Below are 15,611 nucleotides of genomic sequence, written 5' to 3'. Positions count from 1 at the left end.
GCGACCCGCTACGACAAGACCGCCGAGTCCTACCAGGCAGCCGTCACCCTCGCCTCGCTCCTGATGTGGGCGTGACAATTGAAGACAACTCCTAGCCGCGGGCAGTCGTGCCGCGGGGCGACACGGGTGGGCGCGGCGGCACCGGCAAGCGCCGGACCGCGCGTCCCACCCCCACCCCCGGCCTCACCCCGTCGGCTCCAGCGCCCCTCTCGCGCCTGCTCCCGACGCTTCCCGACCCCGCCCTCCGTCACCCGTTCGCCGTACCGCGACATGCGCCCGCCCCGCCCCCGTCCTTCACTGCGATCAGGACGTGGCCGAGAGCGTGGTCCGGGAGGCCTGATGGAGTCGTTCCGCACAGTCCGGGTTCCGGCCCGGCGCCGCCCATGAGCACCCCCGAGGACCGCGCCCGCCGCGGCAAGGACGCCCGCAAGCGGGTCCCGCGCTCCGCCCACGCCCACTGGCTGCCCGCCGTCGACCGGCCCGACCCCGTCGCCGTACTGGAGCGCCAGGGCCGCGACCGGCTCCCCGAGCTGCTGCCGATCCGCTACGGGCGGATGGCCGCCTCGCCGTTCGCCTTCCTGCGCGGGGCCGCCGCCGTGCTCGCCGCCGATCTCGCCGCGGCCCCGCACACCGGCCTGACCGTGCAGCTGTCCGGCGACGCGCACCTGCTCAACTTCGGCCTGTACGCCTCCCCGGAGCGCGCCCTGCTCTTCGACCTCAACGACTTCGACGAGACCTTCCCCGGACCCTTCGAGTGGGACGTCAAACGGCTGGCGGCCAGCGTCGCCGTCGCCGCCCGCGAGAACCGCCACGGCGAGTCCGACGTCCGCCGCAGCGCGCTCGCGGCCACGCGCGCGTACCGCACCGGGATGCGCCGCCTGGCGGGCCTCGGCGAACTCGCCGTCTGGTACGAGCGCATCGACGCCGACAGCCTGCTGCCGTTCGCCCGTACCGGCCGCGGCAGGCGCAAGGTCGAGGCCACGCTCACCCGGGCCCGCCGTCGCACCAGCCTGCACGCCCTCGGCAAGCTCACCGAGGTCGTCGACGGCCGGCGCCGCATCATCCACGACCCCCCACTCCTGGAACCGGCCGGCGCCCCCGACACGGCCGCCCTGCGCAAGATCTTCAGCGACTACCGCTCCACGCTCTCCGAGGAGCGACGGCTGCTGCTCGACCGCTACCGCTTCGTCGACGCCGCCCGCAAGGTCGTCGGCGTCGGCAGTGTCGGCACCCGCTGCTTCATCGTGCTGCTCACCGGGCGCGACGCCGACGACCCGCTGTTCCTCCAGATCAAGGAGGCGCGCAGGTCCGTACTGGAGGAACACCTGCCGACCGGGCCGTACGTCCATCCCGGACGCCGTGTCGTCACCGGGCAGCGGCTGATGCAGGCGGCCGGGGACATCTTCCTCGGCTGGATGACCGGCCCGCAGGGCCGGGCCTACTACTGGCGCCAACTGCGCGACATGAAGGGCTCCGCCGACGTCGCCGGCATGAGCCCGGCCGAACTGCGCCGGTACGCCGAGCTCTGCGGCACCGCGCTGGCCCGCGCGCACGCCCGCTCCGGCGACCGGATCGCCGTGGCCGCCTACCTGGGCGGCTCCGACACCTTCGACCGCGCCGTGGCCGAGTTCGCCCTCGCCTACGCCGACCAGACCGCCACCGACCACGCGGCTCTGTGCGCGGCGGTGGCGGCCGGTGTGCTCCGGGCCGATCCGGACACGTAGGCGCCGAGGAGGTCAGTGCGCCGACGAGGTCAGTGCGACGGCCCGTTCATCGCGACGACCTGCTCACTCGGACGGAGTCTTCGTGGCCGCCGCGATCGCCTCCCGCAGATGGTCCTCGTCCGCCTTGCTGAGCGAGGTCTGCACCAGCTCGCCGCCGTACGGCGTCAGTTGCGGGATCACCTTGTCGTCCGCCGCCTTCTTCACCAGCACGAACAGCGCCCCCGCGCCCGGCCGCAGATTCTGGCTGAGGTTCTTCATGAAGTCGTCGTTGATGCCGGTGTCCGTGAGCGAACCCCCGGCCGCGCCGGCCGCCGCGCCCACCGCCGCGCCGAGCAGTGGGGCCAGGAAGAGCAGCCCGATCACCCCGCCCCACAGGGCGCCGCCCGCCGCGCCGACCGTCGTGTGGTTCACGGCCTGGTGCAGCTTGACCTTCCCGTCCTGGTGGCGCTCGACGACCACCGCGTCCTCCAGCTCCACCAGGTGCTGCTTGGACAGTTCGAACAGCTTCTCGCGCACCTGGTTCGCCGTGGCGACGTCGTTGTAGGCGATGACGAAGAGATCACTCATCCTTGGGCACCCCTTAAGTCCCGTATCGCGCCTTTTGCGCACTGGATCCGACTCTAGGTCGAGGGAAAAGGGGATGCACGCCGAGTGACGGGCTTCCTACGCTGGACCTACTCTCGACGCACCGACGGTCGGACGCCCCGCCCCCAGCGCCCCGTCGGCCGGCACCTTCGCCCACATCGACATCACCCACGCCCACGGAGGCCCGTCATGGGCACCATCGTCCTTTCCGGGACCGTCGTCCTGGTCGTCATGGGGTTCGGAAACCCCCTCTACTGGCTCGCCGCCGTCGCCGTGCTCTTCCTGTACGTCCAGTACGGGCGGAACGCGTCGCCGACCCCCCGGTCGGGCGGCTCCGGCGCGATGCCGTCGGACTACCGCTCCTACCGCGACCGCCGAGACACGCAGGCCAAGTGGGAGCGCCGCTACCGTCGCGAACGCCCCATGGAGGCCCGCCGTCAGGAGCGCGGCCGGAACAACAGGTAGGCCGCGAGGCAGCGCCGGATCACAGCCCGGGGGCACCCCATACCGGGAACCAGCGGCCGAGGTCCTCCTCCAGCCGCAGATCGTCACCCAGCGCTGCCTTCACCCTGAGTTCGAGCGCGTTGTCGCGCCGCTGCGCCTGTCCGGGCAGCGGCGCGAAGGGGTAGAAGGTGCCGCGCTTGTAGAGGTAGACGAGGGCCAGCGCCCGGTCCGCCCGCCGGAACCCCGCGAGGGAGCAGAGCAGCTGCGGCCCGAAGCCGTTGGCCTCCAGCGCGCTGTTCACCGCGTGCAGGTCGGTGACCAACTGCGGGAGCTGGTCGGGGGTGCGTTCGGAGACCAGCCAGGAGTAGCCGTAGGTGTCCCGCGTCAGCCCCACCGGCGGCCCGTCGCGCTCGGCGTCCGCGTCCAGCAGCGCCTGCACCTCACGGTGCGTCTGCTCGAAGGCGCCGCCCTCCACGGTGGCGAAGCACACCGCCCCGCTCCCGGTCGGCACGAACCCGGTGGCGGCCTCCAGGGTCACGGCCGCCGACGGCAGCCCGAAGAGCCGGTCCAGATCGGGCGCGACGGGTCGCGTACGGCCGAGCAGAATGTCCAGCAGTCCCATGCTCACGCCCCTCCGGGAGCCGCCGCCTCACCCAACTCGGTCGAGATCCGCCCGAGTTGGTCGAGCCGCTGGTCCAGGCTCGGGTGGGTCGAGAAGAGCCGCGCGAAGCCCGGCTCGCGGCCCAGCGCCGGAGTGAAGTAGAAGGCGTTGAAGGCCTGCGCCGTGCGCAGGTCCTTGCTCGGGATCCGGGCGATGTCGCCGGTGACCTTGGTGAGCGCGGACGCCAGCGCCGAGGGCCGCCCGGTGAGCAGCGCCGCCGCCCGGTCCGCCGCCAGCTCCCGGTACCGGGACAGGGCCCGGATCAGCAGGAAGCTGATCGCGTACACGGCCGCCGACACCCCCATCACGGCGGCGAAGACGACAGCGGTGTTCTGGTCCCGGCGCCCGCCGCCGAACAGCTGCGAGTAGAAGGCGAACCGCACGATCAGCCCCGCGATCACCCCCAGGAACGAGGCGACGGTGATCACGGCGACGTCCCGGTGCGCCACGTGCGACAGCTCGTGCGCCAGCACGCCCTCCAGCTCGTCGGGCTCCAGCCGGCGCAGCAGCCCCGTGGTCACACAGACCACCGCATGATCGGGATTGCGCCCGGTGGCGAACGCGTTGGGCATGTCCATCTCGGACACGGCGACGACGGGCTTCGGCATGTCGGCCAGCGCGCTCAGCCGGTCGACCACCCCGTGGAGCTCCGGATACTCCTCCCGCTCCACGACCCGCCCGCGCATCGCGAACAGCGCGACCCGGTCGGAGAACCAGTACTGCGCCCCGAGCAAGCCCGCGGCGACCACCACGACCAGCACCCAGGACTTCAGCAGCACGATCAGCGCGCCCACGAAGAGCACGTACAGCAGACCCAGCAGGAACAGCGTGACGCCCATCCGGGCGGTCAGCCCCCGATCGCTCGCAAAGCGGCTCCGCATCTGCATCACCCCGCGCAGTCAGGCACTCGTCCCACTGCCAGTGTGCACCTGTCCCAGGGCACTCAGAAGTTGGAGATCACGCTGGTGATCACCTGCTCGATCGTCTCGGCCTTCCGGGCGTCGTACATCTGCCCGCTCCCGGCGCCCGCGATCTCCTGGAGGACGGACCTGCCCTTCTGGTCCAGCTCGTCGGCGTCGCTGCCGTAGGCGATGGTGAAGATCCGCACCTGAGGCCGCGAGGTGTCCCGGACGCGCTCCAGCAGCGTCTCCTTCGACAGGCTGCCGTGGTCCTCGTTGCGCCCGTCGGTGAGCAGGACGATCGCGTTGATCGCCTTCGGGTCGTACGCCTCGCGCATGGCGGCCGTGGCGGCGTCAAGGGTGTCGTAGAGTCCGGTCGCGCCCTCCGCCTCCAGGGCCCTGAAGTTCTCGGCCAGCAACTTCCGCCGCGTACCCTCGGCCAGCTTCTCGTCGTAGGGGCCGAGCGGCACGAGCTCCTTGTAGTCCTTGTCGCCGCCCAGGTCCTCGGCGTCGGAGAACTTCCACAGCCCGACCCGGTCCGACCCGGTGAACGCGCCGAACAACTCGGCTTCCGCCTGCTTCAGCCGCGCCAGCTTGGTCTCTGCTGTGCCGCTTATCACGTCGTTCATCGACCCCGAGGTGTCGAGCACGAGGAGCACGTTGGTGGGCCGGCGCAGTGCGGGCCAGATGTCCAGGAGGTGCTTGAGGACGTCGTCCCGGGGATGGGACAGGGGATCGAGCTTCCTGTCGGGCACCGCCCCGCTGTTCTTGCCGAGCAACGGGGACTTGGGCCGGACCCTGCCGTCGTGGGTGCGGAACCCGTAAGGGGCGAACTCCTCGTCGAAGGTCGCGGGGTTCTGCAGATGGGCGAGGAAGTCCCGAGCCACCTCCCGCTTCGCCTCGCTCATGCCGTTCAGCTCGATGTAGGGGTGATCGGAGTAGAGGATCCCGTCCGTCGGATAGAAGGAGACCAGGGGCGTGTCCGGCTTCGAGGTCTTCCCGCAGCCCTTGTCCTTGCTGAGCGCGCCGCAGGGATGTCCGGCGTTGTAGGCCGCGACGGTGCTCTCCTCCAGCGTGACCGCGGAGATGTACGACATGGCCTTCTGGGCGCTGGTCTCGTCGGCCCGGCGGAGGTTGGCGAGGAAGGTCAGGGTGGTCTCGCCGTAGTGGACGGCGGACTGTTCGATGCTCTCGACGAACGCGCGGTTCCGGCGCTCGTCGAGGCGCGCCTTACTCAGCTCCCCGTGGGCGCCGGTCGCGGCGTAGAAGGCGCCGAGCGTCGCGTTGAGCCCGGAGGTGGAGTAGGCCGGATTGGTCTTGCCGAGCCTGAAGTCGCCCCACTCCGGCTTGTCGCGTTCGCTCCAAAAGCCCTTGGCGTTCCTCGACCAGTCGGCCAGCTCGCGCCACGTGAACTGGTTCTCGGGCCAATCCAGCACGTCGGCCATCGGCTTCGGCATCGCGACGGTGAGCGGGCTCTTCACGATCGAACTCGCCTGCTTCGGGAACAGGCCCTTTGCCTCGCCCTTGGCACGAGCACGGGCCATCGAGAGCCACGAGGACCCGGCCGGAGCCCAGACGTCGGGCCGGTTGCCGTCGTCCTCGCCCCAGCCGCGGGTCAGTGCCCGCATGGCCTCGCCGGAGTTCTTGTCCTCGACCTGGACCTCCACGCATCTCCCACCGGCGGCCCGGTTGCCGTACTCCTTCGCCGCGTTCCGCATCGGCTCCGACTTGTCGACGGAGGCGGCTATGTACAGCACGGTGTTCGCCTGGGTGCACGACGGCAGCGCGGCGGATGCGGAGAGCGGGGTGGAGCCGTCGGTGACCGGGCCGCCGGTCCCGCACGACTGGAGGGCGATCACCGCGAGCACGGTGGCCACGGCGACCGACGGGACCGCCCACACCAGCCTCCGCCGACCGACCCTCGCGGCGACCGGCCTCTTCCGGGGCGGAGGGGCCGGACGGGTCGCCGCGTCGGGCTCCGGCCCGGCAGGTGGCTTGCCCTCCTTCGAGGGCAGACGAAGGGACAGGGTGGGCAGGGTGCGGGTGGACGGGGCGAGCGGCTCGACGGCTAGGGCGAGGAGAACGCCGACGGCGACCTCGGCCGCGTTGAGCGCGGCGTGTTCGTGGGCGTTCGCGGCCTCCAGGACCTTCTTCTCCCCGTCCGCCAGATCGCTGATGCCCCGGATGAGGAGCCACTGCAGTCCCTTGGAGGCATGGCTCTGGGTGGCCTTCGCGAAGCCGGCGCCCTCCGTCTCGATGGCCGCCGTGTCCTCGTAGAAGGTCCGGATGATCCGGTGCTCGGGGGCCAACGGGGAGTCGATCACCGTGTCGCCGGACGCGATCGGCTTGAAGTGGATCGTGTAGGTGCTCAGCGGGCCGAGCCTTCGGGCCACCCGCTCCGCGGTGCCGATGATGTCGGCCGGAGGCTCCCAGCTTCTGGGGCGGGCCTGGAACCCCTCCGCGGACTGCTTGCCCCGCTGGTACTCGTACACGGTCTCGGCGACGACGACATCCCGGGGGGCGGCGTCCTTGCGGCCCGCGGCGATACCGACGAAGAACGCGACCTCGGGCCGCACCTCGGTGAGCAGGCTGCTCACGGCGGCCGCGGTGGCGGTGTTGCCGGTGCCGGCCCTGACGAGGTGGACCCGCCAGGGCACCTGGCCGATCAGCTCGTAGACGACGTGATCGGCCTGGTCGGCCACCCGTTTCGCGCCGGCGTTCGTGAGATGCGCTTCGACCTTGTCGTACTCCACGGGAATCGCCGTGAAGACGATCGCTGTGCGCGGACGGGCTGCTGCCACACCTGACCAACCGATCTTGACGCGGACTGAAGATGAGGGATCACCCAAGGGCTCAACGACATCATGCAGCCCAACACCCCTGGCAGACACGGGTATTGACAAGAGCGCTCTACGGTACGGCGGCGCGGCCGCTAGGGTGCCCTGAAGTTCGCGTACCCCAGCAGCACGATGACCGCCGCCACGCAGCCGAGCACCACGGCGGTGGATATCCACGACCGGCGCCTGCTGTGCCGTACCGGATCGGGGTCGCCCCGGAAAGGTACGGGTCCGGGCGGGTTCTCCTTCCAGCGCGCGGCCAGCATCCTGGCCCGCGCGGAGGGTTCCTTGTGGGCGGCGGCATCCGCCCACTTGATGTCGAACTCCCGCTCGCCGTCGTCCTGTTCGGACATCCCCGTAAACCCTTCTCGAACAGCAGTACCCCCACGATACGACGACGCCGCGCCCTGAGACACGGGAACGGGGGCGCCGGCGGACGGCTCAGGCGTCGATCACACGTCGAAGAACTGAGGGGCCGGGAACTTCCGCGATCCAGGCTCGCCGGCTCACAAACGCTACGAGGCGGAGCGAAACCGCGGGTCAGCGGCCCTGCACCGATTCCTGCGCGGCTATTGACTCTGCCGACCTACTGGGGAGTAACCTCCTCCCGGCCTCCCCCCACAGAGCCGCCGATCACCCGAGGTACGCGTTGAAGAAGTACGTGCTTTCCGCCGTCGTGAGCACTCTGCTCGCGTTCACGTCCGCCGCTCCGGTTCACGCCGCCGACACATCGACCTTCGGCCCGTCCAGCCAACCTGTCCTGTTCGTCCACGGATACAGTTCGTCCGGCTCCTACTGGAACACCATGGCCGACGCCTTCCGAGCCGACGGCTGGCCGTCGTCCCACCTGGACCAGTGGAGCTACGACTGGCGACAGTCCAACACCACCACCGCCCAGCAGCTGGCCGCCGAGGTGGATCGCCTGCTCGCGGCCACCGGCGCATCCAAGGTCGACATCGTCACCCACTCCATGGGCGGGCTGTCCAGCCGGTACTACGCCAAGAACCTGGCAGGCGGCGGAAAGATCGACGCCTGGGTCTCGCTGGCCGGTCCCAACCATGGCACTGACTGGGCCAACGGATGCGGCTATGCCTCCTGCCTCGAGATGCGTATCGGGTCCGCTTTCCTCACCTCGCTGAACTCCGGTGACGAGACCCCGGGCACCCCGCGCTACGGCACTTGGTGGTCGCCCTGCGACACCATCATCAACCCGGACAGCAGTGTCTCCCTGAGCGGGGCGATGAACACCCAGACCGCCTGTCTCGGTCACATCGCCATCGGCTCGGATCCGACCGTCTACGGCCAGGTACGCGACTTCGTCAACGGCTGAGGCGCTGCCTCACGCCCGGCCCGCCCGGGCTGTACGCCGGACTGGGCGGCGCCGGGCCGAGCTTCTGCGGTCGTTCGCGATGCGGGACCGAAACGACCGTCGGCCGTGCCTTTCCGGTGAGGGAAGAGCACGGCCGACGGCCCACACACGGCCCAGGGAAGCGGAAACCCGCCTGACCTGGGGCGATATCACACGTCGAAGTACAGCTCGAACTCGTGCGGGTGCGGGCGCAGCTGCAGCGGGGCGATCTCGTTCGCGCGCTTGAAGTCGATCCACGTCTCGATCAGGTCCGACGTGAAGACGTCGCCCTGGAGGAGGAACTCGTGGTCGCGCTCGAGCGAGTCGAGGACGGCCGGGAGGGAGGTCGGGACCTGGGCCACGTTGGCGTGCTCCTCGGGAGCCAGCTCGTAGAGGTCCTTGTCGATCGGCTCGGCCGGCTCGATCTTGTTCTTGATGCCGTCCAGGCCCGCGAGCAGCAGGGCCGAGAAGGCCAGGTACGGGTTGCCGGAGGAGTCGGGCGCGCGGAACTCGACGCGCTTGGCCTTCGGGTTCGAACCCGTGATCGGGATACGCATCGCGGCGGAGCGGTTGCGCTGCGAGTACACCAGGTTGATCGGCGCCTCGAAGCCCGGCACCAGACGGTGGTAGGAGTTCACCGTCGGGTTGGTGAAGGCCAGCAGCGACGGAGCGTGCTTGAGGATGCCGCCGATGTAGTAGCGCGCGGTGTCCGACAGGCCCGCGTAACCGGCCTCGTCGTAGAACAGCGGGTCGCCGTTGCTCCACAGCGACTGGTGGACGTGCATGCCCGAGCCGTTGTCACCGAAGATCGGCTTCGGCATGAAGGTCGCGGTCTTGCCGTTGCGCCAGGCCACGTTCTTCACGATGTACTTGAAGAGCTGCAGGTCGTCGGCGGCGGCGAGCAGCGTGTTGAACTTGTAGTTGATCTCCGCCTGGCCCGCGGTGCCCACCTCGTGGTGCTGGCGCTCGACCTTCAGGCCCTGCTTGTCCAGCTCGAGGGAGATCTCGGCGCGCAGGTCGGCGAAGTGGTCGACCGGCGGGACCGGGAAGTAACCGCCCTTGTAGCGGACCTTGTAACCGCGGTTGTCCTCCAGCGCACCGGTGTTCCAGGCGCCCGCCTCGGAGTCGATGTGGTAGAAGGACTCGTTCGCCGAGGTGGCGAAACGCACACTGTCGAAGACGTAGAACTCGGCCTCGGGACCGAAGTACGCGGTGTCCGCGATACCGGTCGAGGCGAGGTAGGCCTCCGCCTTCTTCGCCACGTTGCGCGGGTCACGGGAGTACTGCTCGCCCGTGATCGGGTCGTGGATGAAGAAGTTGATGTTCAGCGTCTTGTCCCGGCGGAACGGGTCGACCCGGGCGGTCGACAGGTCCGCGCGCAGCGCCATGTCGGACTCGTGGATGGCCTGGAACCCACGGATCGACGAACCGTCGAACGCGAGCTCCTCATCCGGGTCGAACGCCTCGACGGGCACCGTGAAGTGCTGCATGACGCCCGGCAGGTCGCAGAAGCGGACGTCGACGAACTTGACGTCCTCGTCCGCGATGAACTTCTTGGCCTCGTCGGCGTTCTGGAACATCCAGCTCCTCCTACTCCCGACCGTCCGCGCCGGGGTGGTAGTTCGTTCGTGCGGCCAGTGCGGTGGCACACGCTGACCTCGACCCTAGGGACGCGTGATTTCTCGGGCGTGACCCATTTGTTTCGCACAAGTTAACCGGCTCGGCTTCCACCGTAGCTCCGACGCACCCCACCTGTCCTGGGTCATATACGGGCGCAGTACCGTGGACGGGTGGACAACAGGCAAGCAATCGGATCGTGGCTGTCCGGGCCCCGCGCGGCCATGGAAGACGCCGGTGTCGACTTCGGATACCGGGGCGAGCAGCTCGGTCTGCCCGAGCACGGGCCGGGCTCGATCGCCCGCCCCGGTCGGCGGCTCGGCGCCCTGGCCGTGGACTGGGGCCTGTGCCTCTTGATCGCATACGGCCTGATCACCCAGGGCTATGACACGGCGACCGGCAACTGGGCGCTGCTCATCCTGTTCCTGATGAACGCCCTGACCGTCGGCAGCGTCGGCTTCACCCCGGGTAAGCGGCTGTTCGGCATGCGGGTGGTGGCCCTGGAGACGGGCCGCGTCAACCCGCTGCGCGCCCTGCTCCGCTCGGTCCTGCTCTGCCTCGCCGTACCGGCCCTGATCTGGGACCGCGACGGCCGCGGCCTGCACGACCGGCTGGCGCGCACGGTGGAAGTGCGCATCTAGTTCGCCGTACGACGAAGGGGGCGCCCGGAGTGATCCGGGCGCCCCCTTTCTCGTACGAGACGAATCAGCGGGCCTTCGGGCCGCCCTTGGGCAGCTTCATGCCCTTCGGCATCGGGCCCTTCGGCAGCGGCATGTTGCTCATCAGGTCGCCCATGGCGCGCAGCCGGTCGTTGGTGGCGGTCACCTGGGGGCCGGAGAGCACGCGGGGCAGCTTCAGCATGGTCGTGCGCAGCTTCTTCAGCTCCACCTGACCCTCGCCGACGCCGACGATCAGATCGTGCACCGGCACGTCCGCGACCACGCGGTTCATCTTCCGCTTCTCGGCGGCCAGCAGGCTCTTCACCCGGTTCGGGTTGCCCTCGGCGACCAGCACGATGCCGGCCTTGCCGACGGCCCGGTGCACCACGTCCTGGCTGCGGTTCATCGCCACCGCGGGGGTGGTCGTCCAGCCCCGGCCGATGTTGTCCAGCACGGCCGCCGCTGCGCCGGGCTGTCCCTCCATCTGCCCGAAGGCCGCCCGCTCGGCCCGGCGCCCGAACACGATCGCCGTCGCGAGGAAGGCGAGCACGAGGCCCAGGATGCCGAGATAGATGGGGTGACCGATCAAGAAACCGATCGCGAGGAAGACACCGAGGGTGACGATTCCGACAGCCGCGAGTACAAGACCGATCTTCTTGTCGGCCCTGCGGGTCATCTTGTAGGTCAGAGCGATCTGCTTGAGTCGCCCGGGGTTCGCAGCGTCCGCTGCCGTGTCCTTCCTCGCCATGGCACGAAGTCTACGTGTCCCTCGGAGTGCCGACGACGGCAGTGCCTCAGGAACGGGTGGGCTCAGGGCCGCCGCTTCACAGCCGGGGCAGGGTGAGGGTCTGCTCCAGGACGCGCTGGGCCTCGACCCGGTCCTTGGCCCGGCGGCGGTCCTCCAGGACGGAGGTCCAGGCGTTGCGGCGGGCGGTGCGCTGGCCGCCGCTCATGAGCAGCGATTCGACGGCACGCAGTGCAGTGGTGAACGACGGGATGGCATTGGCGCGAACCGGCGCGGCCTGCATGGTGGAGGTTCCCCCCTAGGGAATGGCGGCTTTGGTGAACGGTGTACGGGCTGTACAACCAGGGTCACTGATTGGTGTTACCAGGGCGTGACCGGCCGGTCAAACACCAATGAAGCCTTGATGCGCCGCCCGAAAACGTTGACGCGGCCCTGTTGGCGCCCCTATCTGCGGGGACGCCCAGGACCGCGTCATTTGGCCACTACCGGGCGGTAGTTGCTTGTGCTCGGATTCACACGAGCCGGGTGGCACCGCGTGCCAGGAGAACCTCAGACGGCCTGCGAGGCGACGTACGCGCCGCGCTTCTCGACGGCCATCTGGTAGAGGCGGCCGGCGCGGTAGGAGGAGCGCACCAGCGGGCCGGACATGACGCCGGAGAAGCCGATCTGCTCGGCCTCCTCCTTCAGCTCGACGAACTCCTGGGGCTTGACCCAGCGTTCCACGGGGTGGTGGCGCACGGAGGGGCGCAGGTACTGGGTGATGGTGATCAGCTCGCAGCCCGCCTCGTGCAGCTGCCTGAGAGCCTCGCTGATCTCCTCGCGGGTCTCGCCCATGCCGAGGATCAGGTTGGATTTCGTGACCAGACCGTAGTCACGGGCCTCGGTGATGACCTTCAGGGAGCGCTCGTAGCGGAAGCCGGGGCGGATGCGCTTGAAGATCCGCGGGACGGTCTCGACGTTGTGCGCGAAGACCTCGGGGCGCGAGGCGAAGACCTGCTGGAGCAGCTCGGGGACGGCGTTGAAGTCCGGGGCGAGCAGCTCGACCTTGGTGCGGCCGGCCTCGCGGTCGGCGGTCTGCTGGTGGATCTGGCGGACCGTCTCGGCGTAGAGCCAGGCGCCGCCGTCCTCCAGGTCGTCGCGGGCGACGCCGGTGATGGTGGCGTAGTTCAGGTCCATGGTGACCACGGACTCGCCGACGCGGCGCGGCTCGTCGCGGTCCAGCGCCTCGGGCTTGCCGGTGTCGATCTGGCAGAAGTCGCAGCGCCGGGTGCACTGGTCGCCGCCGATGAGGAAGGTCGCCTCGCGGTCCTCCCAGCATTCGTAGATGTTGGGACAGCCCGCTTCCTGGCAGACCGTGTGCAGTCCCTCGCTCTTCACGAGTTTTTGCATAGCGGTGTACTCGGGACCCATTTTCGCCCGGGTCTTGATCCACTCGGGCTTGCGCTCGATGGGGGTCTGGGCGTTCCGGACCTCAAGGCGCAGCATCTTGCGTCCGTCGGGGGTGACTGCGGACACATCGGCTCCCTGTAGCTTCGATTCTTCGGCGTACACCAGGGTACGCCCGTGTTTACTCAGCCCTGCTGTGAGGCCAACCCCACCGCCGCAGGGCTGATTCCCCCTCGGTCAGGCGCTGGCCTTCTCGATCTCCCGCGGCTTCAGTTCCGCGTTCTCCAGTACGTCCCTCAAGTGCCGCTCGATGACCGGCAGCACCTCGTCGATCGTGACGTCCCGGCCGAGCTCGGCGGCGAGGGAGGCGACGCCCGCGTCCCGGATGCCACAGGGGATGATCCGGTCGAACCACTTCATGTCGGGGTTCACGTTGAACGAGAAGCCGTGCATCGTGACGCCCTTGGCCACCCGGATGCCGATCTGCGCGATCTTGCGGTCCTCGCGGCGCTGGCCCGCGTTGGACGGGGCGTACTCGGGGCCGTTCAGCCGCGGGTCGAACTCCTCGTCCTGGAGGCGGGGGTCGAAGTCTAGGGAGAGCCCGCCGAGCGCGGGGCGCTGCTCGACCGGGTCGCCGAGCACCCACACACCGCTGCGGCCCTCCACGCGCGTGGTCTCCAGGCCGAACTCCGCGCAGGTGCGGATCAGGGCCTCTTCGAGCCGTCGTACGTGCGCCACGACGTCCACCGGGCGCGGGAGCTTCTGGATCGGATAGCCGACCAGCTGGCCCGGGCCGTGCCAGGTGATCTTGCCGCCGCGGTCGACGTCGACGACGGGGGTGCCGTCGAGCGGGCGCTCGCTGTCCTCCGTGCGCCGCCCGGCCGTGTAGACCGGCGGGTGTTCGAGCAGCAGCACGGTGTCGGGGGTCTCGTCGGCGAACCGTGCCGCGTGCACCCGGCGCTGCTCGTCCCACGCCTCCTGGTACTCGACGGCGTTCGCTCCGAACCCCATACGGACGAACCGCAACTCACTCACGGCAAGCGCCTCCCTGGACGTCGTAAGGCACGAAGGGTGCCTACGCCACTGTACGACTGCCGGTCGAACGTCAGCCGGGCGGCCAATCCTCACACGATCGGATGAACGGGTGGGGAAGTGTGCGATCGCCTGCTCACTCTCCGCTACATTCGCGCCGTTCGCAGAGGCCATAAGGGCTGCTCACAGGCAATCCGGGCAAGTCAGAGGCCTGGAAGGCAGGAGACCGCACCGCAGATGACGGAACGACCCGCGCAGCGCACCCCCAACCGACAGCTCGCCGCGCTCATCGCAGAAGCGGGGTTCTCCAACGCGGGTCTCGCCCGTCGCGTGGACCAGCTCGGACTCGAACACGGTCTGGATCTGAGATACGACAAGACATCCGTGACCCGTTGGCTGCGCGGACAGCAGCCGCGCGGCACCACCCCCGCCCTCATCGCCGAGGTCTTCACCCGCCGCCTCGGCCGCCGACTCACCGCCCAGGACCTCGGCCTGGACGCCTGTGCCCCCGTCTACGCGGGTCTGGAGTTCGCCGCCACCCCGGAGGAGGCGGTCGACATCGTCAGCGGTCTGTGGCGCAAGGACTCCGGCAGCCATGCCGAACTCCGCAAGATCGCCTTCACCCCGGCCGGGCTCGTGGTGCCCAGCCGGGACTGGCTGATCGGCCGGGCCGACGACAGGGTCGCGCGCGGCGAGGCACCGGTCCGGGTGCCGGTGCAGGGGCGGCCCGCCGTCCCCCGGCAGCGCGCCCAGGCCGAGCGCGGCCCCGGCCAGAAGGTCACCGGCGGCGACATCAACGCCCTGCGCTCGGTCGGGGAGCTCTTCCGCACCCTGGACAACATGTACGGCGGCGGCCACGCCCGGCAGGCGCTCGTGCGGTACCTGGAGCACGAGTGCGAGCCGATGCTGCGCGGCACGTACGGCGAGACCACCGGCCGGCGCCTGTTCGCCGCGGCGGCGGACCTGACCCGGCTCGCGGGCTGGACGTCGTACGACATCGCGGCGCACGGGCTGGCGCAGCGGTACTACGTCCAGTCGCTCCGGCTGGCACAGGCGGCGGGGGACCGGGCGTACGGCTCGTACGTCCTGGTCACCATGAGCCGCCAGGCCGTCTATCTCGGGCACGGGCGGGAGGCGGTGCAGCTCGCGCGGGTGGCCCAGCAGGGCGTTGGCACGAACGCGCCGCCCACCGTCCAGGCGCTGCTGCACGCGGCCGAGGCGCGCGGGCACGGCGTGCTCGGGGAGGTACGGGCGGCCACCGCGTCGCTGGTCCGCGCCGAACGCGCGCTGGAGGCGGCCCGGCCCGGCGACGAGGTCCCGCACTGGGCGCGCTTCTTCGACGAGGCGCAGCTGGCGGACGAGTTCGGCCACTGCCACCGCGACCTGCAGCAGTTCCGCGCGGCGGCCCAGCACGCGGAGCGCTCCCTGCAACTGCGGGCGCCCGCCTTCGCCCGCAGCCGTCTGTTCTGCCGGGTGGTGCTCGCCTCCGCCCGGCTGGGCCTCGGCGAGCTCGACCAGGCCTGCGCCCTCGGCGCGGAGGCCGCGGGCCAGGCGGCGGAGATGCGCTCGGCCCGGGCGGTGGAGTACGTCAGGGACTTCGAGCGCCGGCTGGAGCCCTACAAGGACGCGGCACCGGTGAGGGGGTACCGGGACAAGGTGGCGGCGCTGAGCTGA

15 protein-coding genes are annotated in these 15,611 nt (G+C 70.1%); 5 read left to right on the top strand and 10 right to left on the bottom strand.

Going from position 1 to position 15,611, the window contains the following annotated elements:
• The first annotated feature begins 383 nt into the window (after window positions 1-383).
• On the top strand, window positions 384-1,724 hold the full coding sequence (locus ACWDRW_RS33235) for a DUF2252 domain-containing protein (protein ID WP_451729947.1): 1,341 nt from the start codon (window positions 384-386) through the stop codon (window positions 1,722-1,724).
• A 63-nt stretch (window positions 1,725-1,787) separates the two neighbouring features.
• On the opposite strand, the gene ACWDRW_RS33230 is transcribed toward ACWDRW_RS33235, so the two are convergent.
• Window positions 1,788-2,291 carry a DUF1269 domain-containing protein gene (locus ACWDRW_RS33230; protein ID WP_451729944.1) on the bottom strand — a complete coding sequence of 168 codons (504 nt, stop codon included), beginning with the start codon at window positions 2,289-2,291 and terminating at the stop codon, window positions 1,788-1,790.
• Window positions 2,292-2,498: 207 nt separating this feature from the next.
• Between ACWDRW_RS33230 and ACWDRW_RS33225 the strand changes: the two genes are divergently transcribed.
• Window positions 2,499-2,774: a hypothetical protein gene (locus ACWDRW_RS33225; RefSeq protein ID WP_451729941.1), complete on the top strand. Its 276-nt coding sequence runs from the start codon at window positions 2,499-2,501 to the stop codon at window positions 2,772-2,774.
• A 19-nt stretch (window positions 2,775-2,793) separates the two neighbouring features.
• Here the strand turns inward: ACWDRW_RS33225 and pspAB are convergent, their stop codons facing one another.
• From pspAB to ACWDRW_RS33205, 4 genes are all read right to left on the bottom strand, one after another.
• Window positions 2,794-3,375, bottom strand: coding sequence for a PspA-associated protein PspAB (pspAB, locus tag ACWDRW_RS33220; protein ID WP_451729938.1), 582 nt, complete (start codon window positions 3,373-3,375; stop codon window positions 2,794-2,796).
• A 2-nt stretch (window positions 3,376-3,377) separates the two neighbouring features.
• Complete coding sequence (htpX, locus tag ACWDRW_RS33215; RefSeq protein WP_451729935.1) at window positions 3,378-4,295, bottom strand: zinc metalloprotease HtpX; 918 nt, start codon at window positions 4,293-4,295, stop codon at window positions 3,378-3,380.
• A 62-nt stretch (window positions 4,296-4,357) separates the two neighbouring features.
• Complete coding sequence (locus ACWDRW_RS33210; RefSeq protein ID WP_451729932.1) at window positions 4,358-7,114, bottom strand: substrate-binding domain-containing protein; 2,757 nt, start codon at window positions 7,112-7,114, stop codon at window positions 4,358-4,360.
• A 131-nt stretch (window positions 7,115-7,245) separates the two neighbouring features.
• Window positions 7,246-7,503 carry an SCO2583/SCO2584 N-terminal domain-containing protein gene (locus ACWDRW_RS33205; RefSeq protein ID WP_451729929.1) on the bottom strand — a complete coding sequence of 86 codons (258 nt, stop codon included), beginning with the start codon at window positions 7,501-7,503 and terminating at the stop codon, window positions 7,246-7,248.
• Between the two features lie 296 nt (window positions 7,504-7,799).
• On the opposite strand from ACWDRW_RS33205, the gene ACWDRW_RS33200 reads away from it, so the two are divergent.
• Entirely contained in the window at window positions 7,800-8,480 is a 681-nt protein-coding gene (locus ACWDRW_RS33200; RefSeq protein ID WP_451729926.1) for an esterase/lipase family protein, read from the top strand.
• Between the two features lie 188 nt (window positions 8,481-8,668).
• Here ACWDRW_RS33200 and glnA read toward each other — a convergent pair whose 3' ends face one another.
• Window positions 8,669-10,078, bottom strand: coding sequence for a type I glutamate--ammonia ligase (gene glnA, locus ACWDRW_RS33195; protein ID WP_451729923.1), 1,410 nt, complete (start codon window positions 10,076-10,078; stop codon window positions 8,669-8,671).
• A 210-nt stretch (window positions 10,079-10,288) separates the two neighbouring features.
• Between glnA and ACWDRW_RS33190 the strand changes: the two genes are divergently transcribed.
• Entirely contained in the window at window positions 10,289-10,756 is a 468-nt protein-coding gene (locus tag ACWDRW_RS33190) for an RDD family protein (protein WP_451729920.1), read from the top strand.
• 64 nt (window positions 10,757-10,820) lie between these two features.
• Here ACWDRW_RS33190 and ACWDRW_RS33185 read toward each other — a convergent pair whose 3' ends face one another.
• The 4 genes from ACWDRW_RS33185 to lipB all read right to left on the bottom strand — a co-directional run bounded on the left by ACWDRW_RS33185 (window position 10,821) and on the right by lipB (window position 13,940).
• Window positions 10,821-11,522, bottom strand: coding sequence for a DUF4191 domain-containing protein (locus tag ACWDRW_RS33185; protein WP_451729917.1), 702 nt, complete (start codon window positions 11,520-11,522; stop codon window positions 10,821-10,823).
• A 76-nt stretch (window positions 11,523-11,598) separates the two neighbouring features.
• Complete coding sequence (locus tag ACWDRW_RS33180; RefSeq protein WP_451729914.1) at window positions 11,599-11,802, bottom strand: SCO2195 family GlnR-regulated protein; 204 nt, start codon at window positions 11,800-11,802, stop codon at window positions 11,599-11,601.
• A gap of 266 nt (window positions 11,803-12,068) precedes the next feature.
• Window positions 12,069-13,034 carry a lipoyl synthase gene (gene lipA, locus ACWDRW_RS33175; protein ID WP_451729911.1) on the bottom strand — a complete coding sequence of 322 codons (966 nt, stop codon included), beginning with the start codon at window positions 13,032-13,034 and terminating at the stop codon, window positions 12,069-12,071.
• A 108-nt stretch (window positions 13,035-13,142) separates the two neighbouring features.
• Window positions 13,143-13,940: a lipoyl(octanoyl) transferase LipB gene (gene lipB, locus ACWDRW_RS33170; protein WP_451729908.1), complete on the bottom strand. Its 798-nt coding sequence runs from the start codon at window positions 13,938-13,940 to the stop codon at window positions 13,143-13,145.
• 234 nt (window positions 13,941-14,174) lie between these two features.
• Here lipB and ACWDRW_RS33165 point away from each other — a divergent pair, with 234 nt between their 5' ends.
• The gene (locus ACWDRW_RS33165; RefSeq protein ID WP_451729905.1) at window positions 14,175-15,611 is read left to right on the top strand and encodes a regulator; all 1,437 of its coding nucleotides are present in this window, start codon (window positions 14,175-14,177) and stop codon (window positions 15,609-15,611) included.

The organism is Streptomyces sp. NPDC003635, assembly GCF_053587635.1.
The sequence above is the reverse complement of the archived record's forward strand: the minus strand, read 5'-3'. Positions and strand labels throughout refer to the sequence as shown.